The 25,369-nt window shown below is 62.1% G+C and carries 20 protein-coding genes; 6 read left to right on the top strand and 14 right to left on the bottom strand.

Features of this window, described 5'->3' with window-relative positions:
* Positions 1-134: 134 nt before the first annotated feature.
* The 3 genes from ACLCGK_RS31075 to ACLCGK_RS31085 all read right to left on the bottom strand — a co-directional run bounded on the left by ACLCGK_RS31075 (position 135) and on the right by ACLCGK_RS31085 (position 3,098).
* Positions 135-1,553, bottom strand: a complete 1,419-nt coding sequence (locus tag ACLCGK_RS31075) for a short-chain fatty acid transporter (RefSeq protein WP_013972720.1) — start codon at positions 1,551-1,553, stop codon at positions 135-137.
* A gap of 154 nt (positions 1,554-1,707) precedes the next feature.
* Positions 1,708-2,364, bottom strand: coding sequence for a CoA transferase subunit B (locus ACLCGK_RS31080; protein WP_015270420.1), 657 nt, complete (start codon positions 2,362-2,364; stop codon positions 1,708-1,710).
* Positions 2,365-2,399: 35 nt separating this feature from the next.
* The gene (locus tag ACLCGK_RS31085) at positions 2,400-3,098 is read right to left on the bottom strand and encodes a CoA transferase subunit A (RefSeq protein WP_085624876.1); all 699 of its coding nucleotides are present in this window, start codon (positions 3,096-3,098) and stop codon (positions 2,400-2,402) included.
* 140 nt (positions 3,099-3,238) lie between these two features.
* Here ACLCGK_RS31085 and ACLCGK_RS31090 point away from each other — a divergent pair, with 140 nt between their 5' ends.
* The gene (locus tag ACLCGK_RS31090) at positions 3,239-4,144 is read left to right on the top strand and encodes a LysR family transcriptional regulator (protein ID WP_013972722.1); all 906 of its coding nucleotides are present in this window, start codon (positions 3,239-3,241) and stop codon (positions 4,142-4,144) included.
* On the top strand, positions 4,132-4,953 hold the full coding sequence (locus tag ACLCGK_RS31095; protein ID WP_137137501.1) for an aldo/keto reductase: 822 nt from the start codon (positions 4,132-4,134) through the stop codon (positions 4,951-4,953). Before ACLCGK_RS31090 ends, ACLCGK_RS31095 begins: the two co-directional genes overlap by 13 nt.
* Positions 4,954-5,125: 172 nt before the next feature.
* Here ACLCGK_RS31095 and ACLCGK_RS31100 read toward each other — a convergent pair whose 3' ends face one another.
* Genes ACLCGK_RS31100 through lexA form a run of 4 tightly spaced genes read right to left on the bottom strand, consistent with a single transcriptional unit; the run spans position 5,126 to position 10,865 of the window.
* The gene (locus ACLCGK_RS31100; RefSeq protein WP_410953570.1) at positions 5,126-8,206 is read right to left on the bottom strand and encodes an error-prone DNA polymerase; all 3,081 of its coding nucleotides are present in this window, start codon (positions 8,204-8,206) and stop codon (positions 5,126-5,128) included.
* Positions 8,203-9,621 carry a Y-family DNA polymerase gene (locus ACLCGK_RS31105; protein ID WP_054573245.1) on the bottom strand — a complete coding sequence of 473 codons (1,419 nt, stop codon included), beginning with the start codon at positions 9,619-9,621 and terminating at the stop codon, positions 8,203-8,205. Before ACLCGK_RS31105 ends, ACLCGK_RS31100 begins: the two co-directional genes overlap by 4 nt.
* Before the next feature lie 6 nt (positions 9,622-9,627).
* Positions 9,628-10,248 (bottom strand): translesion DNA synthesis-associated protein ImuA, encoded by a 621-nt coding sequence (imuA, locus tag ACLCGK_RS31110; RefSeq protein ID WP_041505915.1) that lies wholly within the window; start codon positions 10,246-10,248, stop codon positions 9,628-9,630.
* The gene (lexA, locus tag ACLCGK_RS31115; RefSeq protein ID WP_025339260.1) at positions 10,248-10,865 is read right to left on the bottom strand and encodes a transcriptional repressor LexA; all 618 of its coding nucleotides are present in this window, start codon (positions 10,863-10,865) and stop codon (positions 10,248-10,250) included. Before lexA ends, imuA begins: the two co-directional genes overlap by 1 nt.
* A gap of 381 nt (positions 10,866-11,246) precedes the next feature.
* On the opposite strand from lexA, the gene ACLCGK_RS31120 reads away from it, so the two are divergent.
* The gene (locus ACLCGK_RS31120) at positions 11,247-11,648 is read left to right on the top strand and encodes a hypothetical protein (RefSeq protein ID WP_085588730.1); all 402 of its coding nucleotides are present in this window, start codon (positions 11,247-11,249) and stop codon (positions 11,646-11,648) included.
* Positions 11,645-11,962, top strand: coding sequence for a hypothetical protein (locus tag ACLCGK_RS31125; RefSeq protein WP_015270427.1), 318 nt, complete (start codon positions 11,645-11,647; stop codon positions 11,960-11,962). Before ACLCGK_RS31120 ends, ACLCGK_RS31125 begins: the two co-directional genes overlap by 4 nt.
* A gap of 303 nt (positions 11,963-12,265) precedes the next feature.
* Here the strand turns inward: ACLCGK_RS31125 and ACLCGK_RS31130 are convergent, their stop codons facing one another.
* The 4 genes from ACLCGK_RS31130 to ACLCGK_RS31145 all read right to left on the bottom strand — a co-directional run bounded on the left by ACLCGK_RS31130 (position 12,266) and on the right by ACLCGK_RS31145 (position 17,455).
* A complete protein-coding gene (locus ACLCGK_RS31130; RefSeq protein ID WP_015270428.1) occupies positions 12,266-13,984 on the bottom strand; it encodes a UvrD-helicase domain-containing protein in 1,719 nt (572 codons plus the stop codon).
* A 3-nt stretch (positions 13,985-13,987) separates the two neighbouring features.
* Positions 13,988-15,439: an ATP-dependent nuclease gene (locus tag ACLCGK_RS31135; protein ID WP_410953571.1), complete on the bottom strand. Its 1,452-nt coding sequence runs from the start codon at positions 15,437-15,439 to the stop codon at positions 13,988-13,990.
* Positions 15,440-15,491: 52 nt separating this feature from the next.
* Entirely contained in the window at positions 15,492-16,343 is an 852-nt protein-coding gene (locus ACLCGK_RS31140) for an aldehyde dehydrogenase family protein (RefSeq protein WP_410953572.1), read from the bottom strand.
* Positions 16,344-16,450: 107 nt separating this feature from the next.
* Positions 16,451-17,455 (bottom strand): AraC family transcriptional regulator, encoded by a 1,005-nt coding sequence (locus ACLCGK_RS31145; protein ID WP_410953573.1) that lies wholly within the window; start codon positions 17,453-17,455, stop codon positions 16,451-16,453.
* Between the two features lie 119 nt (positions 17,456-17,574).
* Between ACLCGK_RS31145 and ACLCGK_RS31150 the strand changes: the two genes are divergently transcribed.
* Entirely contained in the window at positions 17,575-18,135 is a 561-nt protein-coding gene (locus ACLCGK_RS31150; protein ID WP_410953574.1) for a TetR/AcrR family transcriptional regulator, read from the top strand.
* A 78-nt stretch (positions 18,136-18,213) separates the two neighbouring features.
* Here ACLCGK_RS31150 and ACLCGK_RS31155 read toward each other — a convergent pair whose 3' ends face one another.
* Genes ACLCGK_RS31155 through ACLCGK_RS31165 form a run of 3 tightly spaced genes read right to left on the bottom strand, consistent with a single transcriptional unit; the run spans position 18,214 to position 23,903 of the window.
* Positions 18,214-19,617 carry an efflux transporter outer membrane subunit gene (locus tag ACLCGK_RS31155; protein ID WP_410953575.1) on the bottom strand — a complete coding sequence of 468 codons (1,404 nt, stop codon included), beginning with the start codon at positions 19,615-19,617 and terminating at the stop codon, positions 18,214-18,216.
* Positions 19,617-22,745, bottom strand: coding sequence for a multidrug efflux RND transporter permease subunit (locus ACLCGK_RS31160; protein WP_410953576.1), 3,129 nt, complete (start codon positions 22,743-22,745; stop codon positions 19,617-19,619). Before ACLCGK_RS31160 ends, ACLCGK_RS31155 begins: the two co-directional genes overlap by 1 nt.
* A gap of 15 nt (positions 22,746-22,760) precedes the next feature.
* Positions 22,761-23,903, bottom strand: a complete 1,143-nt coding sequence (locus ACLCGK_RS31165) for a MexC family multidrug efflux RND transporter periplasmic adaptor subunit (RefSeq protein ID WP_410953582.1) — start codon at positions 23,901-23,903, stop codon at positions 22,761-22,763.
* A gap of 340 nt (positions 23,904-24,243) precedes the next feature.
* Between ACLCGK_RS31165 and ACLCGK_RS31170 the strand changes: the two genes are divergently transcribed.
* Positions 24,244-25,335, top strand: a complete 1,092-nt coding sequence (locus tag ACLCGK_RS31170) for a site-specific integrase (RefSeq protein ID WP_410953577.1) — start codon at positions 24,244-24,246, stop codon at positions 25,333-25,335.
* Positions 25,336-25,369 lie beyond the last annotated feature (34 nt).

The following is a 25,369-nucleotide window of genomic DNA, read 5'->3' on the forward strand; positions in this document are numbered from 1 at the left end:
GAGCGGCCTTTTGTCGCGATAGGGCTGCAGAGCAGCCCCGGCAATTTGTGCACTATTGCTGAAACCCTGGGGCCGCTTTGCGGCCCTATCGCGACACAAGGCCGCTCCTACAAAAAGCCAGCGCAGGCCCAGGGTTACGGCATCACCGGCGGCAGGTACTGCAACGTCGTACCCAATGCCCACAGCAACACCAGCACCAGCGGCACGTGCACCAGCAACTGCACGAACGAGAAGCCGATCAGGTCGCGTGCCTTGAGCCCCAGTACCCCCAGCAGCGGCAGCATGTAGAACGGGTTGATCAGGTTCGGCAAGGCTTCTGCGGCGTTGTAGATCTGCACTGCCCAGCCCAGGTGGTACTGCAGGTCATTGGCCACCAGCATCACGTACGGGGCCTCGATGATCCACTTGCCACCACCCGATGGGATGAAGAAGCCCAGCACCGCCGAATACACGCCCATCAGCACGGCATAGGTGTCATGCGTGGCGATCTGGGTGAAGAACAGTGAAATGTGGTGGGCCAAAGTCTGCTCGTCGACGCCCTTCACCTGGGTGAGAATGGCAGCGATCGAACCATACAGCGGGAACTGGATCAGCACCCCGGTGGTGGTCGGCACCGCGCGCGCCACCGCATCGAGGAAGCTGCGCGGGCGCCAGTGCAGCAAGGCACCGAGCATGATGAACAACAGGTTGTAGGTGTTCAGCCCGGAAATGGCGGTAATCGCCGGCTTGGTGGCGAACTCCTGGTACAGCCAGCCGGCAGCCAGGGCCACCAGCAGCAGGATCAGGATGGGGCTGTGCTCAAGCCATTCGCCCGGGCGGGTGCGCTGGGGTGCCGGTGGCGCGGTGAAGCTGGGGTCGACCCCACAGTCCTGGGCGCTGCGCGCACTGTTCGGGCCCGGGGCCGTGGCGTAGGCGATCACCAGCGAGACCACCACCAATGCCGCCAGCATCACGCCGGACTGCCAGAGGAAGATGGTCTCGGTGAACGGGATCACCCCGGTAATCGACAGGATCGACGGTGGCAGGCTGGCCGGGTTGGCCTGCAATTGCGCCGCCGACGAAGACAGGCCCAGCGCCCACACGGCGCCCAGGCCCAGGTAGGCGGCGGCGCCGGCGGCGCGGTAGTCCATCTTCAGTTCGGTGCGTCGGGCCAGGGCGCGCACCAGCAGGCCGCCGAACACCAGCGACAGGCCCCAGTTGAGCAGCGATGCCAGCATCGAGATCAGCGCCACCCAGCACACTGCCGAACGGCCATTGCCGGGGATGCGCGCCAGGCGGTCGATCAGGCGCGCAGCGGGCGGCGAGCTGGCCACCACATAGCCGCCGATGACCACGAAGGCCATCTGCATGGTGAAGGGGATCAGGCTCCAGAAGCCATCGCCAAAGGCCTTGGCGGTGTCGGTCGGCTTGGCGCCCATGGCCAGGGCGCCGATGCACACCAGCAGCACTGCCAGGGCGGCAAACACCCAGGAATCGGGGAACCAGCGTTCGGCCCAGTTGGAGCAGCGCAAGGCAAAGCGCGCGGAACGGCTGTCTTGGATTTCAGCGGCCACAGTTCAATTCCTTTTATTGGTTTTATGAGGTAAAGCAGTATTGCCAGACAACGCAAAAACCCTGTGGGAGCGGGCGTGCCCGCGAATGCGTCGGTAAATTCACCGCAGCATTCGCGGGCACGCCCGCTCCCACAGGGTAGGATCACATGATGCGTTAGAAGGTCATTTCCTTCACATCATCCGGCACGATCAGCTTGCCGGCGGTTTTCTCGATGATTTCCTCGATGCTCACCCCAGGCGCGGTCTCGCGCAGGATGAAGGCGCCGTTTTCGATTTCCAGGTAGGCCAGGTCGGTCAGCACCTTGCGGATGCAGCCAGCACCGGTCAATGGCAGGCTGCACTGCGGCAGCAGCTTGGACTCGCCGTCCTTGGACGCGTGGGTCATGGTGACGATGATGTTCTCGGCACCGGCCACCAGGTCCATGGCGCCGCCCATGCCCTTCACCAGCTTGCCCGGGATCATCCACGAGGCGATGTTGCCTTGCACATCCACTTCGAAAGCGCCGAGCACCGTCAGGTCGACATGGCCGCCACGGATCATGGCGAACGACTGCGCCGAATCGAAGATCGAGGCACCGCGGCGGGCGGTGACGGTCTGCTTGCCGGCGTTGATCATGTCGGCATCGATGGTGCCTTCGGTGGGGAATTCGCCCATGCCGAGCAGGCCGTTTTCCGATTGCAGCATCACATCCATGTCGGCGGGTACGTAGTTGGCCACCAGGGTCGGAATGCCGATGCCCAGGTTTACGTAGTAGCCGTCCTTCAGTTCACGGGCGACGCGTTGCGCCATCTGTTCGCGGGTCAGTGCCATGGTCAGGATCTCTTTGTTGTTCTGGTGGATGGCGCTCAGGCCTTGACGGTGCGCTTTTCGATACGCTTTTCGAAGGTGCCGACGATGACGCGGTCCACGTAGATGCCCGGGGTGTGGATCTCGCTGGGCAGCAGCACGCCAGGTTCGACGATCTCTTCCACTTCGACCACGGTGATCTTGCCGGCGGTGGCCGCCAGCGGGTTGAAGTTTTGCGCGGTGTTGCGGTACACCACGTTGCCGTAGTGGTCGGCCTTCCAGCCCTTGACGATGGCGAAGTCGCCGGTGATGGATTCTTCGAGGATGTACTTGCGGCCGTTGAATTCGCGCACTTCCTTGCCGTCGGCAACCGGGGTGCCGTAGCCGGTGGCCGTGTAGAAGGCCGGGATGCCGGCGCCACCGGCGCGCATTTTCTCGGCGAGAGTGCCTTGCGGGGTCAGCTCCACTTCCAGCTCGCCGCTCAACAGCTGGCGTTCGAACTCGGCGTTCTCGCCCACGTAGGAAGCGACCATCTTGCGGATCTGCCGGTCTTCCAGCAGCACGCCCAGGCCAAAGCCGTCGACACCGCAGTTGTTGGAGACCACGGTCAGGCCCTTGACGCCACGGCGCCTGATTTCGCTGATAAGGTTTTCCGGGATACCGCACAGGCCGAAACCACCAGCCAGTACCGTCATGTTGTCGGTCAGGCCTTCGAGGGCCTGTTCATAGGTTGCAACGCGCTTGTCCAGTCCGGCCATGCTGATCCGCCTTTTGTAGTTGTTGAACCGACGAGGCTGTCGGTGAGCGTGTTGGGACATCTTCACCGCAAGCGACTGATTTGTTAATTTTGTTTTCATCATCGATTGATAACTTTTGCAAAACAACCAACAGGCCTGTCATGAACGTCAAGCAACTGCGCGCCTTTGTCGCTGTGGCCAAATACCAGAGCTTCGCCCAGGCCGGTGAACACCTGCATGTCTCGCAACCGGCACTGAGCCTGACCATCAAGGCCCTGGAAGAAAACCTTGGCGGCGCCCTGCTCAGCCGCACCACGCGCAGCGTCAGCCTGACTGCCGAGGGCGAGGTGCTGCTGCCGCTGGCACGGCGCCTGCTGGCCGACTGGGACGACACCGAAGAAATGCTGCGCCAGCGTTTCACCCTGCAACTGGGCCGGGTTTCGGTGGCGGCCATGCCGGCCTTTGCCGGCAACCTGCTGCCCCACTCGCTGAAGGTATTTCGCCAGCGTTACCCGAAGGTCAACGTCACGGTGCACGATGTGATCAACGAACAGGTGCAGGAACTGGTGCGCCATCGCCGCGTCGAACTGGGCATCGGCTTCGAACCCGACAACAACGATGGCCTGGATTTCCACCCGTTGTACATGGACCGTTTCGTCGCCGTGGTGCCCGCCGATTCGCCCTTGGCGCAGCTGCCCCAGGTCAGCTGGGCACAGTTGCTGGCCGAAGACTTCGTGGCCCTGCAACGCCCTTCGGCGGTGCGCCTGCTGATGGAGCAGAACGTGGCCGCCCGCCACGGCAAACTCGCGGTGGCTTTCGAGAGCCATCAGTTGTCTACCGTCGGGCGCATGGTCGCCAGTGGGCTGGGGGTCAGTGCCGTGCCGGCACTTTGCATCAATCAGATGCAGGAGCTTGGCGCCCGCTGCGTGCCCTTGGTCGAGCCCACGGTCGAGCGCCGCATCGGTGTGATTGCTCTTAGCGAACACAAGCTTTCCACGGCAGCGCAAGCGCTGCTCGAGGTACTGCTTTCCAATACCCGCATCCCGGAGGTGACATGCGTTACGTGAAACTGGCAGGTTCGAGCGTTCCGGCCATCGGCCAGGGCACCTGGTACATGGGTGAAGATCCGGCTCGCAAGGCGGCCGAGGTGGCGGCCCTGCAACAGGGTATCGAACTTGGGCTGAGCCTGATCGATACCGCCGAGATGTATGCCGAAGGTGGCGCGGAAGAAGTGGTTGGCCAGGCCATTGCCGGGCGCCGCGACCAGGTGTTCCTGGTCAGCAAGGTGTATCCGCACAATGCCAGCCTGCGCGCCATGGCCGCCGCCTGCGAGCGCAGCCTCACCCGCCTGGGCACCGACTGCATCGACCTGTACCTGCTGCACTGGCGCGGCCAGCACCCACTGGAAGAAACCGTCGAGGCGTTCGAGCGCTTGCGCGAGCAAGGCAAGATCAAGCGCTGGGGTGTTTCCAATTTCGATGTCGACGACCTGCGCGAACTGCACAACCCCGATTGCGCCACCAACCAGGTGCTGTACAACCCGGCCCAGCGTGGCATCGAGTTCGACCTGTTGCCTTGGTGCGAAAAGCGTGCGCTGCCGATCATGGCCTACTGCCCGCTGGCCCAGGCCGGGCGCCTGCTGCAGCACCCGGTGCTGGCGGAAATCGCTGAGCGCCATGGGGCCACGGTGGCCCAGGTCAGCCTGGCGTGGGTGACACGCAATGACGGGGTGATAGCCATCCCCAAGGCCGTGACGCCCGAGCATGTGCGGCTGAATGCCGCTGCGGGTGCGCTGACCCTGACCGGCGAAGACCTGCGGGCGATCGACCGGGCGTTCCCGGCACCGACGCGCAAGCAGCGGTTGGCGATGGTGTAGCGACTGACACGAAGATAACTGAATTCGCAAGCAATCCTCGTACCCTGTGGGAGCGGCTTTAGCCGCGAAGAATCCAGCGCGGTGCATGGCACCGGCTGCGCCGGTGTTCGCGGCTAAAGCCGCTCCTACAGGGACCGCGCAAAAATCAGGGTTTTGCGTGAGGTGCCGGGGATCAATGGAAATCCCGGCTGCGTACATCCAGCCCTTGCAACAACGGGCTCACATCCTCCAACCGCCGTGCTATCAGGTGGCGCACGCCATTCTCCTGCTCCAGCCGCCCGCTGACCTTGAGCAACTGCGCCCCCACCAGTGCCCGCCGCTGCCGCTCGGCAAGATCCCGCCACACCACCACATTGACCATGCCGTGCTCGTCCTCCAGGGTGACGAAGGTCACGCCGCTGGCGGTCTGTGGCCGCTGGCGGCCCACCACCAGCCCTGCCACGGCAATGTTGTCACCATGCCCGACATCTTGCAGCTCGCGCGAACTGCGACAGCCCAGGGCCCGCAGGCGTGAGCGCAACAAGGTCAGGGGATGCGGCCCAAGCGTGGTACCCAGGGTCTGGTAATCGGCCATCAGGTCCTCTGCCACACTGGGGACGGGCAGTTCGACGGTACGTTCCGGCAAGGCTTCGATATCGGCGAACAAAGGCAGCTGCGGCTGCACCGCCGCCACCTGCCAGCGCGCCTGGTGCCGGTCCCTGGCCAAGGCGCGCAGCGCACCGGCATCGGCCAATTGGGCCCGGGCACGCGAATCGAGCCCGGCACGCAGGCACAGGTCTTCGACATCGCGCCATGGCCGCTGTGCCCTCGCCTGCTCCAGGCGCCTGGCATCGCCCTCGGCAAGGCCGCGTACCAGGCGCAAGCCCATGCGAATGGCCAGCACCTCTCCAGGCTCAGGCTCGAGCGTGCAGTCCCAGTCACTGTGGCACACATCGACCGGCCTGACCTCGATACCCTGGCGTCGGGCCTCTTGCAGCAACTGGTCGGGGCTGTAGAAACCCATGGGCCAGCTGTTGACCAGCGCGCAGGTGAAAATCGCCGGTTCATGGCACTTGAGCCAGCTGCTGGCGTAGCACAACAAGGCAAAACTGGCCGCGTGCGATTCCGGAAAGCCATAACTGCCAAAGCCCTTGATCTGCTCGAAGATGCGCTCGGCAAACGCCAGGTCATAACCATTGCGCAACATGCCCTGCACCAGCCGCTCGCGGTGCGGTTCCAGACCGCCGTGACGCTTCCAGGCGGCCATGCTGCGGCGCAACTGGTCGGCCTCGCCCGGGGTGTAGTCGGCCGCGACCATCGCCAGCTCCATCACCTGCTCCTGGAACAGCGGCACACCCAGGGTGCGCTCGAACACTGCCTTCAGTTGCGGCGAGGGATAGGTCACCGGTTCCTGCTTCAGGCGCCGGCGCAGGTAAGGGTGGACCATGTCGCCCTGGATCGGCCCGGGGCGGACGATGGCCACCTCGATGACCAGGTCGTAGAACTTTTCCGGCCGAAGCCGCGGCAACATGGCCATTTGCGCGCGCGACTCGATCTGGAATACGCCCATGGTCTCGGCACGGCTGATCATCGCGTAGGTGGCCGGGTCTTCGGCGGGGATGGACGCCAGGGTCAGGTGCCGGCCACGGTGGCGTTGCAGCAGGTCGAAGCAACGGCGCAAGGCGCTGAGCATGCCCAGCGCCAGCACATCGACCTTGAGCAGGCCGACCATGTCCAGGTCGTCCTTGTCCCACTGGATCACCGTGCGCTCCGGCATCGCGGCATTCTCCACCGGCACCAGCTCGTCCAAGGGTTGCTGCGAGATGACGAAGCCGCCCGGGTGCTGTGACAGGTGCCGAGGGAAGCCGATCAGTTCGCCGGCCAGCACCAGTACCCGGCGCAGCGAAGGGCTGCCCGCCTCGAAGCCGGCCTCGGCCAGGCGCTGGTCGTCGGGTATGCGATCGCTCCAGCGGCCACAGCATTTGGCCAGGGCGTCCACCTGGTCGGCGGGCAGCCCCAGCACACGCGCCACATCCCGCACCGCACCGGCGGCATGGTAGGTGTTGACCACCGCAGTGAGCGCCGCCCGGTGCCGGCCATAGCGGCGGAACACATACTGGATCACCTCCTCGCGCCGGTCGTGCTCGAAGTCCACGTCGATGTCCGGCGGTTCGTTGCGCTCGCGCGACAGGAAGCGCTCGAACAACAGGTGGTGTTGCATGGGGTCGAGCTCGGTGATGCCCAGCACGAAGCACACCACCGAGTTGGCTGCCGAGCCCCGCCCCTGGCACAGAATGCGCTGGCTGCGGGCGAAGGCGACGATGTCGTGCACAGTCAGGAAGTAGCTTTCGTAGCCCAGCTCCTCGATCAGCGCCAGCTCCTTGGCCAGCACATCCCGCACCTTGCTGCTCGGCCCGTTTGGCCAGCGCGACGGCAAACCCTGCTGGCACAATTCGCGCAACCAGCTCGCCGGGCTATGCCCCTGGGGCACCAGTTCGCGTGGGTACTGGTATTTCAATTCGCTCAGTTCGAACTGGCAGCGCGCAGCAATCGCCAGGGTCTCGGCCAGCAGGTCGGCGGGATAGAGTTCGCCCAGTTGCGCCTGGCTGCGCAGGTGCCGCTCGCCATTGGCAAACAGGAAGCGCCCGGCCTCGGCCACCAGGCAATGTTGGCGAATGGCGGTCATGCAATCTTGCAGGGCGCGGCGACCGCGCACGTGCATGTGCACGTCGCCACAGGCCACGGCGCGGATGCCGACCCTGGCCGCCAGGCCGCGCAAGCGTTCAAGGCGCAAGGTATCGTCACTGCCGCGGTGCAGGTGCACGGCCAGCCACAGGCGCTCGCCGAACACGCCGTGCAGCCACTGCCCGGGGGTGGCATCGCCGCTGTCATCGGCTACCCACAATGCCAGCAGGCCCTGATGGTGCTGCTGCAGGTCATCGCGAAACAGTTGGTACTCGCCCTTCTGCGCCCGCCGCCGGGCCCGGGTGATCAGCGCGCACAGGTTCTGGTAGCCGGCCAGGTCCTGCACCAGCAGCACCAGCCTGGGGCCGTCCTGCAACTGCACTTCACTGCCCACGATTAGCCGCAGCTGGTGTTCCTTGGCCGCCTGCCAGGCACGGACGATGCCGGCCAGGGTGCATTCGTCGGTGATCGCCAGCGCCTGGTAGCCCTGTTCACGCGCGCGCCGGAACAGCTCGTCGGCGCTCGACGCGCCGCGCTGGAAGCTGAAGTTGGACAGGCAGTGCAGCTCGGCATAACCCGGGGTGTTCATGCGAACCAGCCCTGCAGCCACAACGGGCCGGCCTTGCCCAGGTCGCGGTAGGCCCAGCCGCGCAGGCCGTCGCGGGTTTCGATGCGGTAATAGTCGCGGCGCACATCGCCGCCATCCCACCAGCCCGATTCGATGCGCTCGGCATGGCCTTGCAGGCGATAGCCGCCTTCGTCCAGCGCCATGGGGGCCGACAGCAGCCAGCCAGGGCGGCTGCCAGGAACGACCGGCATGCTGCCCTGGGCACCCTGCTCTACCGCTTGCCAGGCGCATTCGGGGCGATGATCGGCTGCCGCGCTCAGGCCCTTGACCGCCTCATCCCCCAGGCGGGCGCGTAGCCGTTCGCGCAATTGTTCCCAAGGTTGCGCCTGCTGCGCACGCGGGTCGAACAATGCCTGGTGTTGCGGCACGAAGGGTGGCAGGTCCTCGGCAACCAGCCGCAGGTTGCGCACAGGTGCGGGAATGCGTAGCGGCTCCAGGCGCCCGCGCGCCAGTTCGAACAGCATCGCAGCATCGCGTTCGGCGGCCAGCAGGCCTACCTTCAGCAAGGTATCCGGCCCTTCGGCATGCTCCAGGTGCAGGCAGAAACGCTGCACGCCACAGTCACGCCCGGCGAGGAACGCGGCAAGGTCGTTGAGCATGCGCCGCAGCGGGAACAGCAGGGCCTGGTGCGATTCGACGTCGAAGTTCAGCTCCAGCCGGGTCTCGAAACGGTCCGGGGGCTGGTAGAAGCCCAGCCCCAGATTGCGCAGGCCGAGCAGCTGATCAAGGTGCAGCTGCACCTGGGCCGGAAAGCGCCTGGCCAGGCTGTCGCGGGGCAAGGCCAGCACCTGGCTCAACTGGCGCAGGCCCATGCGGGCAAAGGCCTCGGCAGCCTGCGCAGGCAGGCCGATACGCTCGATTGGCATGCCCAGCAGCGCCGCACGAGTGGCATCGGCATCCATCACGGCCAGGCCATCGTGAGCATTGGCGAGCATGCGCGCCGCCACCGGGTTGCTGGCCAGGACGATGCGTTGGCGCAAGCCCAGCTCCGCCAGCTCCTGGCGCAGGCGGGCCTCGAACAGCGGCCAGGGGCCGAACAGCTGCAGGCTGGAGCCCACCTCCAGCAACAGCGCCCGTGGGTAGTGCAGGCTGACCTGGGCACTGAAGCGGTAGGCCCAGGCTGCCAGCAACTGCTGCACCTGGTCGATGCGCTTGGGGTCGGCCTCGACGCAGCTGAAGCCATCGGCCAGCGCACGCGCCGCCGTCAGGGTTTGCCCGGCCCGCAGGCCGAGCGCCGCCGCCGCCGGGTTGACCGCCTGCAGCACGCGTCGCTGGGTCGGCCCGCCAAGCAGCACCAGGGGGGTATCGGGGTCGTCACGCTCACGCAGAACCGTGTCCAGCGCCAGCTGCGGAAGCAGGATGCAGGCCCAGAGCATGTTGCATCAGCCCCGCCCCGGGCAGGCGATGGGCAGCGCCGGTGGCATGCCACCACGGCTTTTCAGCACGCGCCATTGTGCCGGGCGGGTGTCGACGGCAATGCGCAGTGCTGCGGGTGAAGGGTTGTGCGCCGCCTGTTGCGGCCGGCAGGCGAAGGCCAGCGCCTGCCCGGTTTCGGCAGCCACCTGCAAGCGCCGCAGGGCGCGGTCATCGGCACGTTCCGGCCAGCACAGCACCGCCGCGCAACTGCCGGAGCGCAGACATTGCTCGGCGGCCCACAGGGCATCGGCAGGTTCGGCGTCCACCTGTACCAGCCAGCGCAGGTCCACCCCCGCGGCCTGCCAGGCCGGGGCGTAAGGAATGAATGGCGGTGCCACCAGCACGATTCGGCTGGCTTCAGCGCTCAAGCGGGCCAGGGTCGGCCACAGCAGCTGCAATTCGCCGCAGCCGGGGCTGGCCAGCAACAGTTCGCTGAGCGCAGCCGCCGGCCAGCCACCTTCCGGCAGGCATTGGTCAAGGGCGGCATGGCCCGTGGGCTGCAGGCCGAGCGGCCGCGCCTGGGCCTGCCGACCGCGCCATACCCGGCGCTGGTCGAGCAACCTGTCGAGGTCGACCACCGCGCCCATCAGTCACGCCTCAGCAAGCCGCAGAACACGCCTTCGATGAAGAACTCCTGTTCAGGCCGCACATCGATGGGCGCATAGGCCGGGTTGCGTGGCAACAGCCGGTAATTGCCACCCTGGCGCTGCAGGCGCTTGATGGTCACCTCGCCGTCCAGGCGCGCGACCACGATCTGGCCATCGCGGGCGTCGGCCTGCTGGAGGATGCCGACCAGGTCGCCGTCGAAAATGCCGTCGTCGATCATCGAATCGCCACGCACCTTCAGCAGGTAGTCGGGGGTACGGCGGAACAGGCTGGGGTCGAGCAGCAGTTGCTCGTGAATGTCGAGGTCCGGGCCGATGGGGGCGCCTGCCGCCACCTGGCCCAGCACCGGCACTTCGAGGATTTCCGGGCGGCGCAGCCGTTCGGCCAGGCGTATGCCCCGCGCCTGGTTCGGCGTGACGTCGATGTAGCCGGCCTGGCACAGGGCGGTGATGTGCTTGCGCGCCACGCTGCGCGAGGCAAAACCGAAGCGCGTGGCGATATCGGCCAGGCTCGGCGGCTGGCCGTGGTCGGCGATGCGCTCACGGATGAACTCGAAGATGGCGCGGCGTTTTGGGGTAAGATTGTCCATGGAGCACATTTGTACTCTTTTCGGAGCACGCTGAACAGCCCCCTTCGTCGACGGCTTGGCGGCTGCGATCAGTAATCAGAACTGAAAAGGCCAAAAAGCGGTAAGTCAAACCCCCAAATCGACCCTACCGCACATTCCCTAAACATTAGTTCCAGGCCGCCCACCACCATCGCGTGGTCTCAGTCGTTCCGCCTGGCCCTCTCTGTGTCTACTGTGTCATCGGGGGATGCTCCTAGGCCGTTGCGTGAAAGCTCCACATCCGTGGCGTACATACGCTTCCGCTGAACGACCGCCCTTGCCACGTCGACCATAAAAGCCACACAGCTATGGCTTTGCTTACTGTTGATTTGGGGGCATGCTGTTAACGAAAGGTCGCGAGGGGAACAAGTCATGAACCAAGAGGCATTTCAAATAAGCGCGCTGTCAGCTGCTGAATTGGCTGATTACCTACGCAACACGAAAGGGACAACCTCTCCAGGGGAACGTTACGCCAGGGCTTTTGGTCTGAACCCAGCTGAGTTTGACGTTTACCTCGCTACGTATCGCAAAAGCCAGGCAGATGGTGCAACCACGACTGACTCCGAAGCAGCGCTACGCTTCATAACAGATGTCCTACGTGTGGTTCTGATGGTGACTGAGACCGGTGCGACTATCGAGCAAGCAATTGGCTGGTTCCGCCAAGATCAATTGTTAACTTTCGAGGGGCGAACTGCGGAGCAACTAGTCAGTCAGGGCCAAGTTGAGCAGGTGCTGCAATTTCTGGCCTCCTGGCAGGCCGGGAGTCAAGGATGAGTAACGACGCCTACCTACAGACCGGCCAGCAACCGAACTATCACTTATGCTATCGAACCATCCTTTGCGCCATGGATGAGCGATACGACATACGCGGCTATGTACTGGCGGAAATGGTGAAAACATGTCTGAAGCACCGAGCCTGTCTATCTGCGGCCCAGCGCGAGTGCTTTATGCGATATGCGCAACCGGAGGCGATCATCTATCTCGAATATCTAACGGCCAATTTATTGTTTGGCCCACAGGGACGCTTTTCACCTAAGGAATATCATTATTCACAAACAGCAGATATCAATCAGTTTCGAGGCCTCTAATGAAAAATGAAAAAGAGCTAGTGTACAGGACATCGGACAGGATCAAACTCGTACTTATTCGAAAGCCGATTAATCGGAGTATCATCCGCGAGCTGTAAGAAAGGGGTAATGGTACAACCTTGATCAACCAGCGCCGTTTTGCACTAATCTGGAACCCGCTCACCATTATCCGCCAGACAAAGAAGGCGAGGTGGTTGGGCCTGGGCATTTTGTCTTTCACTCTAGGTTAGCGGATCGCAACGTCCGATCAGCCGCACATCAGTAATGATACGATGGTCCCTGGCGGCATCCCCAATCTTGCGTTCAAATCAACGGGCAGCGATTTCGCCCAGTCGGCGTCAAGATAGTCGCCTTCTTCATTGCACGAGTGACAGCGACACGCATGGCTAAACGGGCCTGACGCACGCGATCCGGGGTCGCTTCGGTCGGCAAGAAACGCCCCTTCATCACTCCCTCATAAAGAATGACCTCTGTGAATTCCTTTCCCTTCGATTTGTGCATGGTCATCAGATGGAGCCCCTTCCAGTCCCTGGTGACAGCTTGAAAGTGGTCCTGAATAAGAGCATCCCGCACCAGCTTCTCTGCTCCTGAATAGCCTTCAGCTGAGCGCCACATCTCGCTCAAACGGCTTCGAAGCAGCGACCCCTTCCCAAGCAAGCGCACATACCGACCATCTATACCGATCTGCTTGAAAACCTGCTCGGTGCTTGAATCCAGAAATTGTCGTGCGGCAACCCAGTCAACTTGGGGGTCGCCAGTCAATTGCAACTCAAGACGCTGGACTGCAATAAGCTGTGCGGCAGCAAGAACCCGCTTGTGCGGCGCTCGACGAAGTGCTTGCCCACCGAACAACTGCTCCAGAGCGAGTACCAATTCCAAGTGAGCCTTGCTTGGGGCTTTCTCGCCTTTCCTGCCACGCAGATGAGCACATAGGTTTCTAAGAAGTCTTTCAGTAATGAGTTCAGCATTCGCGCCACCTTCCAGCAACGCGGCGATCGCCGTAGCAGAGAGCGCTGCTGCCTCCTGGTCGAACGCCACCTCATGGGAAAGCCTGGGCAGATTGTCCGCATCACTCGAAAGGTACGCAGAAACCTCAGCCATGAAGCTTTTGCTGGGAACCAGAATGGCTAGTGACCAATCACGTCCGTATCTATTCAACCGTGCTATAGCAGTCAGAATGGCAAATTTGAAAGCCCGATGGAGCATCCCCTTGCGCGGCGCATAGGGTGTAACCGACACATGGGTGTAGGCTCTGCCCCTATTTACTCCTGCCAGCAGATCGTTGCCGAACTGGACAATGTCGGTCCCTGTGCTCCGGTGATTTTCCATTCCAAAAGAAAAGGAGGCGGGGCGGTAGGCCTGTTCGAACTCTTGAATCCTGCTAGCACTGGCACCGCGGAATTCGTAGATTCGTTGTTCCGGATCAGCTAAAGCCAGCACCTGGCTATGCCGAGTCAACGCCCGAATGAAACGCCACTCATCCTCGTTCGTGTCCTGGAACTCGTCGAGTATGATCAGTGGATAGCTGTTGCCGTAGATGCGCTGCAGCGACTGGCTTCTCTCCAGCAACATGGCAGCATTGCTGGCGAACAGGTCGAAGTGCAACAGTCCCTCCTCCTCGAGCAGCCTGATTTTCTCCAAGGCTATCTGTTCTTCGCTCAATGTGGACAATCGCGCAGCAGCCTCTGGCGGAGGAAGAAGCGATAAGGGTCGCCCGTTGCGGAGCAAGTAGCCATGGCTGCGCAGCAAATTCCACGTGAAGCCATGATAGGTGTTGACCTCGAGCCGAGCCTGCTCAAGTTTCGGCAGCATTTTCCCGGCCTGTTCCGCAACCCTCGCGACCGTTGCCCTGGCGAAGCTCAGGAACAGCACCTGCTGATACTCTGTGAGGTCTAGTCGGCCTAGAAATGCTTCAGCTTTGAGCAATGCGACTGTGGTTTTCCCTGAGCCAGGGCCGCCCATCACCACCAGATGTCTGGGTGACTCGATAACATCCCGTCGAGACTGATCAAGCACCATCATCTGTTAAGGCCCAACCAAATCGAGAAAGTCATCATCCAGTTCCGAAAGTTCAGGCTCGGGCTTCTTGGGAACAATTGTGGCTGTAATGCTCTCGAGGGTGCTGACAATGAATTCCGGGAGTTGATGTCGGGTCATGGCGGTACAAAGTAAGCTGGCAGCAGCACCATCGCCTTTCCAGCGCTTCAGCAGCACCCCTAGAATCGCTGCTACCTCATCCTTCGTGGCATCAGGGCCCGGGGCCTTGTCCTTTAAGTCTGAAGGCCAAGCACCGCTGTCGACCAGAGACGCAACCCAGCCACGCAACACTTCCTCATCGGTTCCTTTGAGAACGACGTTCTCGAAACCTTTCTCAGGCGCTTGATAGGGGTAGTCGACCGACGCCCTAATAGCTTCCAATTGCTCGGGTGCCTGCTCGTCGAAAACGGCATAGACCTTCTTCCCGAGCCTGCGGTAGTAGGCCCCCATCGGAGCGATCAGCGAGTCAGTCGTCGCATCGATGATTGGGATGCCCAACGCCTCAAGCGGCATGAAAGACTCCGGCTCCTGCTGATGAAGCAGTCGCGCTACGGCGGGCCAAGCGTCATATTCCGTCCGGCCTTCGGCAATCAGCACCCGACGTGCCAGAAGGGCCTCACAAACACGCAGCCGCATGTCTTGCCGGTACATTTTTGCTTTGATGCCCGGCGGCAGCCCTGCAGGCATAGCACTCAAGTTTCCATCGTTTCGGCTGATAACGATTACCTGCTCGGGGTCGAACTCTTCGAGCACGTAAGGCGAATGCGAGGTAAACAGCGCCTGGGCTGACTTGTTGCGCACACCGTTGATGATGCGTTTTTGAATATGCGGCGGGATTGCTATCTCTGGCTCCTCCATCGCAAAAATCACGTTCTGCTTTAGCTCCGCGATCAGTGACAGAAGTGCCAGTACCATCATGTTAACAGTACCGGTGCCTTGGCTCTGGAATGGTGCTGCATGCGCTTCGCCATCACTGCGCTGCGCACCGGTTGCCATGAAGACAGTTAACGCTTTTCGCAGAGACTCGCGAGTCAGTTGCGTGACACGCATTTGGGGATCGCTACCATCATCGCTGGGCATGTAGCCGCGGATCGAGGCCTGAACATCCGCCAGGATGTCGTTGATCCCGATCTCCGGATCAGCTGCAACCTGCAACTGTCGAAGCTCAACCAAAAGCCCTTCCCAGATTTTGAAGTTCTTGTCGTCCTGTAACCGCAAAATGATGTCCAAGAGCGAACCACGCTCAAGGCTCAACGCACGACTGCCGGTTCGGATCGTGCGCAGATACAGAAATCCACAGACACGCTTATCGGCAGTTCTGAAGAAATCGTAGGACCCATCCTGTTTCATCGGCGAACAGAAGTAAGTGGTACCAGTGAAATCATCCTCATCGGCATCGTAGCTGCCGATAAAAACGACGCGCAAACAGGCCTGAACCATCTGCTCGTCAGTACTCTCTGCTGGCGGGCCTCCGAGCAGATCTCCCGCGCCATTAACGTGCAGGGACGATGGTCTTGCATTGCTCGATGAAGGCCTCAAGCCTGCTCTCGTGTATCAACAGATAGTCAGGCGCAACGCACGTCTGCCCCGCATTCACCGTTTTCATTTGCAGAATCCGGCTGGCGGCGGTCTTCAAGTCGAAATCGTCGGCGATGATTACCGGTGACTTTCCGCCCAGCTCCAAGGTCACTGGCGTCAGGTTGCTGGCAGCCGCCTTCATTACTTGGCGGCCGGTAGCAGCGGAACCGGTGAAAATAAGGTGATCGAATGGCAGGCTGGAAAACACTGAGCCGCTGACATCCGGCACGATGGCCACTGTGCGCTCGTCGAAATACTCGCCCACCAACCTATGCAGTAACGCGCAAAGATTGCGTGAGTTAGCAGCCATCTTCACTATGCAGCGATTACCCGCCGCCAGCGCGCTGGTCACAGGCCCCATGACCAAAAAGAGAGGGTAATTCCACGGTGCGATCACACCCACAACGCCCTTGGGCTGAGGTAGCACACGGTTACTTGCCCCAAAGAACCACAACGAACCCTTGCGCCGCTGTGGCTTCATCCAGCGCCCCAGGCGCTTATGGCAATCGCGAATGCCGTCGACGCTAAGAAACAACTCCAACAACAGTGTTTCCTGGTGAGCACGGTTACCAAAATCTGCGTTGATCGCCGCACAAATGGCCTGCTGGTTATCCAACAGCAAGCGCTTCAGGCGCTCCAGATTGTGGCGGCGCTCCTGCAGAGTGGGTATCGGCCGCTCGCGCTGCGCAGCCTGCTGCAGTGAAAGGATGCGCAGCGCCTCGGTTTCGCCACACTTGGCTGCATTAGCGCTTACCGCTGTATTCATCGTCGCTCTCCTGAATCGAATCAAGGCCAGCTCCCAAGGCGGGCGCGGGCGCTTCATTCAGGGTACCGAGAGGAGCGACGGCACGATTGACCGCAGGTGCCAGACTTTCAGCCACCAGTGCCAGGCATACGGGACGCCTGTCGAAATTGCTGTGGTGAATGCCCGGTCCATCGGCGGAATGCGCGGGTAAACGAGCCGGATTCCGCATAGCCGAGCAACAGTGAAATTTGGGTCATCGAATAGTCGGAATGATTGAGGTACCCCAAGGCAAGGTCGCGACGCACTTCTTCGATCAATACGGAAAAATCGATGTCATGCTCCTTGAGCCGACGCTGCAAGGTACGTCGGCTTAGGCCCATGTATTGGCTGACCTGGTCGAGAGAAGGAAGACCACTGGCGATACTCAGTCCGATCATACGAGTGACTTGGGTCAATAATTCATCACTCACGTTCCGCTGCTCGCGCTCCTGTTGAAGATACGGCTCCAATGCCTTGAACAGGCGTTCATTCCCTTGAGTGGCAGGCAGGTTGAGCACCTCAACAGGCAACGAAATCCGGTTGGTCGGCTGATTGAAAAAAACGGGGCACATGAACAATTGTTTGTGCATGGACACGTCTATTGGACGGGTATGTTCGAAGTCCACTCGCACTGGTTTCACGCTTGTAGCTGTGACCAGCTGTAGCTGACGCAGAATCGCAGCGATGGCAAACTCTGCATCCTGACGACGATTCAGGACCGTGCTGTCTGTGACCTGATAGGAGATGCGCAATTGGCGACCGTCGATGCAATAGTCGATTGACGACTCCTGAGCGAACACAACCAGGTAGGTGTGCAGGGTCATCAAAGCCTTTTCTACACTCGGTGCGCAGTGCAAAGCATGGCCCAGCGCTCCGAAGTCGTCGGCTTCGGTTTGACTGCCCAGAGTCAAGCCGATAGAGGGGTTCGTGGCACCGGCGGCCTCCCAAAGCGCAATGTACTGTTCGCCGGGTATCTCGATGTCAGCGCGCTCAACTAGCGCCAAGTCAATGCCTAGCGCTTCCACATGAGGGGCGAAGATCGGCTTGAAACGTCGGAAAAAATCTTCGGATATGACGGTGCGAACTGTTCTCATGGCTTTCTTCGCTGTTAAGTGCGTTACCGCTACCTGAGATGAGGCTAAAATAGCTCAAATAGTGCCTATGGGTCTCAATTGAGGCACAATGGCTTTATTCAAGCAACCGAGAACCCTCCATGCACCTTCCAGCAAGCGATGAACGTCTACTCAAGGCTCTGGCTGCAGCCATTGTTATTCATCCAAGGGCCACACTGAAGGAATTGGCCGAAACCGCTGGGGTGAGCAAGGCAACGCTGCATAGATTTTGCGGGACTCGGGATAATTTGGTCAGCTTATTGGAAGGTTACGGGGAGCAGGTGTTGCGTCAAGTGATTGCCGATGCCGATCTGACTAACAGCGAACCGATAGTGGCGTTGCGGCTATTGATCAGTGAACATCTCAAGCATCGTGAGATGATGGTTTTCTTGCTGTTTCAATATCGACCGGACACCTTTGACGACATTGAGGCAAACCAAGGCTGGCGTGCTTATGCAGAGGCACTGGATGATTTTTTCCTTCGCGGTCAGCAGGCCGGGGTCTTCAGAATCGACATCAGTGCAGCGGTCTTCACCGAGATGTTCCTGAGTCTGGTCTACGGCATCGTTGACGCAGAGCGGCGTGGCCGTGCTGCCAGCGCGACCTCCGCGTTGACGCTCGAAAACCTCTTCCTCAACGGAGCTGCGGCAGTTACGCGTTAATTCGATGCTGTACAAAAAAGGCCCCTGAATACTCAGGGGCCAAAGGAGGTCGACAAGACCTACCAAAGGATCATCAACCTATCCCTTTTCCGGCCAGCCCCCGCCCAGGGCGCGGTACAGGTCGACAAGGGATTTTTGTCGCTCGATGCTTGCCTCGATGAAGGCTGCTTCATTCAGATAGGTACTGCGCTGGGCATCCAAGTAACGTAGGTGACTGTCCACGCCCGCCGCATAACGGGCCTTTGCCAGCACCAGGCTCGCCTTGCTGGTCTCGACCAAGGCTCTTCTTGCTACCTCCTCGCGTCGCAAGGTATCGCTGGCGGCCAAGGCATCGGCCACTTCCCGGAAGGCGATCTGGACTGTGCCTTCGTAGGCTGCCACCGCTGAGTCCTTGCGCGCCTCGGCCAGGCTCAGGGCAGCCTTGTTGCGCCCGCCGTCGAACAGCGGTAGCGATAGTTGCGGCATGAAACTCCAACTGCGCGAACCTCCATCGAACAACCCAGACATCTGCGCACTGGAGGTACCGAAGCTGCCGGTCAGGCTGATACGTGGGAAGAACGCCGCCCGTGCCGCACCGATATCGGCATTGCGTGCCCGCAGGCGATGCTCGGCGGCAAGAATGTCCGGGCGTCGTTCGAGCAAGGCCGACGGGGCACCCGCACCGATCTCCTGCAGGACCATGGGTACCTCGGGGCGTTGGGCAGGGATCGCTTTGGCCGCGTCCGCGTTACCGAGTAGAAGCACCAGGGCGTTGTAGGCTTGCTGCTGCTCGCGCACGATGGACTCAAGCTCCGCCCTCGACTGCTCGACCAGGCCCAATGCCTCCTGATGGTCCAGCGCCGTCGCGGTGCCTACGGTTCGGCGCTTGCCGACCAGAAGCAGTGAATCTTCGCGACTGCCCAACGTCTGGCGGGTCAGTGCCAGGCGTCGCTCGGCACCCTCGAGGGCCAGGTAGGCCTGGCTGACATCGGCGATCAGGGCGATACGCGCGGCGCGGCCGACTTCCTCGGTGGACAGATATTGTTCCAAGGCTGCGTCGCTCAGGCTTTTCACGCGGCCGAACAAGTCAATCTCATACTCCGGCAGCGACAACCCTACCTGATAGGTGCTGTTGACCCCTTCGCGGCCATCGCTGGATAGGTCCGCAGGCATATGCTGGCGATTGCCTGAAGCAGCGGCGTTAAGACCCGGCATGCGATCGGCACGACGGATGCCATATAACGCACGTGCCTGTTCGATATCGAGCAGCGTCTGGCGCAGGGAACGGTTGTTGTCCAGCGCGGTACCGACCAATTGGCGCAGCGTAGGGTCAACGATGAAGGCCTTCCAGTCCAGCTGGCCCACCGCCCGGCCCTGCTGCCCGGTGGCATCACCCCACCGTGCCGGTACCGGCGCCTCTGGACGCTGATAGGTCGGTGCCAGCGAGCAGCCGACCAGGACACAGGCCAGTGTGAAAGGAATTGCAAGATTAAGCTTCACCATTACTTTGCCACCTCGATAGCTTGCTGCACCGGGGCCGGCTTGCGCTTGAGCAGCTTCAAAACCCACACGAAACAGATCGGCACGAACACCACACCCAGCAAGGTGGCGCTGAGCATGCCGCCGATTACTCCGGTACCGATGGCGCGCTGGCTGGCCGCGCCGGCACCGGTGGCGATGGCCAGCGGCACCACGCCGAGGATGAAGGCCATGGAGGTCATCACGATCGGACGGAAACGCAGGCGCGCGGCCTCAATGGCGGCATCGCTCAAGCTGTAGCCCTTCTCCCACAGTTCCTTGGCGAACTCGACGATCAGGATCGCGTTCTTCGCCGCCAGGCCAATGATGGTGATCAGGCCGACCTTGAAGTACACATCGTTGGGCAGGCCGGTGAGCATCACCGCCCATATCGCGCCCAACGCACCGATCGGCACGATCAGCATCACCGTCAACGGAATCGCCCAGCTTTCGTACAGCGCCACCAGCAGCAGGAACACCACCAGGATGGCCAGGGCGAACAAGGCCGTGGCCTGGCCGCTGGAGACTTTTTCCTGGTACGACAGGCCCGTCCAGGCGTAGCCGATGCCAGGCGGCAGCTCACTGACCAGGCGCTCCATCTCGGCCATCGCCTGGCCGGTGCTGTGGCCTGGTGCGGCGTCACCGGCGATGCGAATCGACGGATAGCCGTTGTAGCGCACCAGTTGCACCGGGCCCTCTTCCCACTTGGTGGTGACGAAGGCACTGAACGGTACCTGCTCGCCTCCGGCATTCGGGGCATACAGGCGCAGCACGCTTTCCGGGGTCATACGCTCGCCCTGCTCGGCCTGCACCACCACGCGCTGCTGGCGCCCGGCGTTGGTGAAGTCGTTGATCACCGCCGAACCGAAGGCAGTGGCCAGGGTGTTGTTGATGGCCTCGAAGCTTACGCCCAGGGCGCGGGCCTTCTCGCGGTCGATCCGCACGCGCAGCTGCGGTGCCTCGGCCAGGCCTTCCATCATCGCGTAGAGGATCACCGGGTTACCGTTGGCGCGGGCCAGCAGTTGGTCGCGGGCCGCCAACAGCGCTTCGCGCCCCAGGCCGCCACGGTCCATCAGGCGCAGAGCGAAACCACCGGAGTTACCCAGGCCGTCGATCGGCGGCGGCATTACTGCAGTGATGGCACCGTCGCCGTTGGCGGCGAACTGGGCGTTGATGGCGGCGGTTTCCGCCTCCGCCGATTGCTCGGGGCCGCGCAGGGACCAGTCCTTGTAGGTGGGGAACGCCAGCGCGGCGTTGTCGCCCTGCCCCGAGAAGCTGAAGCCGCTGACGATGACCGCACTGGCAACTGACTCGCGCGACATGATGAATTTTTCCAGCGCCTCGGCGGTGTGATCGGTGCGCACACGGCTGGCGCCGGGTGGCAACTGGATATCGACGATGCTGTAGCCCAGGTCTTCCGACGGCACGAAGGCCTCCGGCAGACGCAGGTAGGAATAGCCGAGTACCGCCAGGATGCCGACATAGGCCAGCATCCAGCGGCCGGCGCGGGCCACCAGGGCACTGTTCATCACCGAGTAGCGCTCGGTCACGCGGGCGAAGGCGCGGTTGAAGCCACCAAAGAAGCCGCCTTTCTCGTGGTGACCGTGGGGCACTGGCTTGAGCAGCGTGGCGCACAGCGCCGGGGTGAAGGTCAGGGCCAGGAAGCCGGAGAACAGGATCGACACGGCCAGCGACACCGAAAACTGCTGGTAGATCACCCCCACGGAACCGGACATGAACGCCAACGGCAAGAACACCGCAGCCAAGACCATGGTGATGCCGATGATCGCCCCGGACACCTGCCCCATAGCTTTGATGGTCGCGTCCACCGGCGACAGCCCCTCCTCGGCCATCAGCCGCTCGACGTTCTCCACCACCACGATGGCATCGTCCACCAAGATGCCGATGGCCAGTACCATGCCGAACATGGTCATCATGTTCACCGAAAAGCCGAGCAGTTTCATGATCATCAACGTGCCCAGCAGACACACCGGTACCACGATCGACGGGATCAGGGTGTAACGCACGTTCTGCAGGAACAGGAACATCACCAGGAACACCAGCACCATGGCTTCGATCAGGGTATGGATGACCTTTTCGATGGCCACGTCGACAAAACGCGAGGTGTCGTAGGGCACCGAAAACTCGACGCCCTCAGGGAAAAACTGCGCAAGCTCCGCCAGGCGCTCCTTGACCAGCGTCGCGGTCTGGATAGCGTTGGCGCCGGGCGCCAGCTGTACTGCAGCGGCCACGGCCGGGTGGCCGTTCAGGCGCGAGGACAGGTTGTAGTTCTCGCTGCCGATGGCCAGCCGTGCGACATCGCCCAAGCGCACGCTGGAGCCGTCCGGGTTGGAGCGCAGGACGATACCGGCGAAGGCCTCAGGGGTATCGAGAGTGCCCTGCACCGCCAGGGTCGCGGTCAGCTCCTGTTCGCTGGCGCCGGGCGTGCTGCCGAAGCTGCCGGCCGGCACCTGGACGTTCTGGCCACGGATGGCGTTGTTAACGTCATCGATGGACAGGCCATAGCCCACCAGTTTCTGCGGATCGACCCAGACCCGCATGGCCGCCTCCGAAGAGAAGAACTGCAACTTGCCCACGCCCGGCACGCGCAGCAATTCGTTGTTGATGTTACGCGCGGCGTAGTCGGCCAGGGCCGTAGTGTCGCCACCTTCTCCGGCTTTGCTGGTCAGGGCGTAGATCAGCAGGAAGCCGGCGCTGGCCTGCTCCACCTTCAGGCCCTGGGTCAGCACCGCCTGGGGCATGCGCGACTCGGCCTTCTTCAGGCGGTTCTGCACATCGACCTGGGCCATGTCCGGCTCGATGCCGGGCTCGAAGGTCACCAACACCTCGGCGACGCCGTTGGAGTTGTTGGTGGACTCGTAGTACAGCAGGCCCTTGGCGCCGTTGAGCGACTCCTCAATGATGCTGGTCACCGACTCCACCAGCACCTTGGCCGAAGCGCCCGGATAGGTGGCAGTAATGGAAATTTGTGGCGGTGCCACGCTGGGGTACTGGGCCACCGGCAGCGCCGGGATCACCAGCAGGCCAGCCAGGGAAATGAACAGTGCCATGACCCAGGCAAAATTCGGCCGATTGATGAAGAACTTGGACATCTCTCAACCCTCGCCTTATTGCGTCACGACCGACTGTGCCTGTGCAGGTATCACGGGCATGCCGGGGGCCAGGCCGGCTGGGCTACCAACGATGACCTGTTCGCCTGGATGCAAGCCTTCGACGATCTGCCAGCGCGAACCCTGCATGACACCGGTACGCACGCTGCGAGCCTCGGCCAGATTTCCGGTGCCGACCACCATCACACGCGCCTCGCCACCGGCGCCGCGCTGCACCGCGCGCTGCGGTACCAGGATGGCCTGCTGGTCGGTGCCCTGCGGAGTAAGTACGCGCACGTACATACCTGGTAGGAGAATGCCGTCGCTGTTGTCGAAGCGACCGCGCAAGATGACCTGGCTGGTGCTGCGGTCGACTGCCACGTCTGTGAACATCAGCACGCCCTGTCGCTGGAAGTCAGTGCCTTCTACCTGAGCGGTGAGCACCTTGTCCTCGCCACTGTCCAGCGTACCCTCCTTAAAGGCCTGGCGCAGGCGCAGAGCATCGGCGGCGGACTGAGTAAAATCGACGAAGATCGGGTCGAGTTGCTGGATACGCGCCATCAGCGTGGCGTCGCCCTGCCCAACCAACGCGCCTTCGGTTGCCAGGGCACGGCCAATGCGGCCGGAGATCGGTGCGGTGACAGTGGCGTAGTCTAGGTTGAGGCGCGCGGCTTCTACGTCGGCCCGGCCTGAGCGTACAGCTGCCTGCGCGCTACGCAGTTCAGCAGTGGCGCTGTCGAAGTCCTGCTGACTGACGGCATCAATCTTCACCAGCGGCGCATAGCGCTTAACCCGAGCCTGGGCCTCCTGCTGTACCGCTTGAGCACGGGCGAGGTCTGCTTCGGCACGGTCAAGCGCAGCCTTCAGCGGTGCAGGGTCTATCTCGAACAGCACCTCGCCGGCTTTGACGTCAGCGCCTTCCTCAAAATGCTTGCGCAGGACAATGCCAGACACTCGGGCTCGAACCTCTGCGACCCGAACCGGTTCAACCCGGCCAGGCAGCACAGAGGAAAGGTTCAGTTGCTCTCCGGCCACGGTTACCACTTCTACCGGAAATGCTGTCGCGGTTGGTGCGTCCTGTCCCACGGGGGAATCACATCCAACCAACCCGATAGCTACTAGCAACGCTCCGGCCACTCTCACTGCACTCATGATACTGATCATCCACTCGCGATCTGATTTAACATTTCGCGAACGATATAGAACAGACTCAAATGAGTCAAATTAGTCTCACGGGAGACCCTTGAGAATAATCTCGGTCATCTAGGGCGTAAACCTCTCTTCTTCGCCGCAACCGCTGAGTGGTGAAAATGCCAGGTCTAAGCGGCTCCTGACCCAGATGGACGACCATCCTCCGGGGTTGCCCGCAAGCGATAGCGCATTATTTACGTCTTTTTTTCTTGCCGTGATGATGGGGGTTCCATAAATTAGGTCTGATAAGCATAGGTTATCCGAACCTATTGCACCGTTGAGCGAGAAGACATTGACAGAACCGATAGCGATGCCCTCCTCCTCGCCTTTAGTGTTGGCGGAACTGGCCGCCAGCACCCGTGCCGCCGCCGACGCATTCATCGCCGCCGGTACTGCGGCCAACACTGTGCGCAGCTACCAGAGCGCCCTCGCCTATTGGTCCGCCTGGCTGCAACTGCGCTACCGACGCGCACTCGGTGATGGTGCCTTGCCCCCGGAGGTGGCGGTGCAGTTCATTGTCGACCATCTTGCCCGACCCGACGGTGCGGGCGGCTGGAGCCACCTGCTGCCAGCGAACCTCGATGCCGCGCTGGTCGCCGCCGGCGTCAAGGGAAAACCAGGCCCGTTGGCGTTCAGCACGGTCAGCCACCGCCTGGCTGTCCTGGCCAAGTGGCATCGCCTGCAGCAGTGGGAAAACCCGGCAGAGAGTCAGGTTGTAAAAACCCTGTTGCGTGAAGCCCGTAAGGCCCAGGCTCGCCACGGCGTCTCGGTTCACAAGAAAACCGCCGTGGTGTTGGAACCGCTGCAAGCGATGCTTGCTACCTGTACTGACGGTATTCGCGGCCTCCGCGACCGTGCTCTGTTGCTGTTGGCGTGGAGTGGCGGCGGACGCAGGCGTTCAGAAGTGATTGGCCTGCAGGTTCAGGACCTCCGTCGCTTGGACGCAGACACTTGGCTCTACGCCTTGGGGGCGACGAAGACTGACACCGGTGGCGAGCGGCGGGAAAAGCCCCTGCAAGGGCCTGCGGCCCACGCGCTGCAGGCGTGGCTGGAGGCGGCGCCCGCGCAGACCGGACCACTGTTCCGTCGGCTGTACAGAGGCGGCCGGGTCAGTAGCACCGGACTATCAGGCGATCAGGTGGCGCGTATCGTCAAGCGTCGAGCGCAATTGGCCGGCCTTGAAGGGGATTGGGCAGCACACAGCCTGCGCTCGGGCTTTGTCACTGAGGCCGGGCGCCAGGGAGTGCCACTGGGAGAGGTGATGGCGATGACCGAGCACCGCAGCATCACTACGGTGATGGGCTATTTCCAGGCAGGATCGCTGCTGGGCAGTCGTGCGACCAAGCTACTTGGCCAGGCCCTCACACCTCAAGCGAGTGCCAGCGCGCCCTCCGATGAATAATCGCCTCGAGCAGTGATATCCGTCATTCCGCACA

Source organism: Pseudomonas sp. S1(2024), assembly GCF_046557535.1.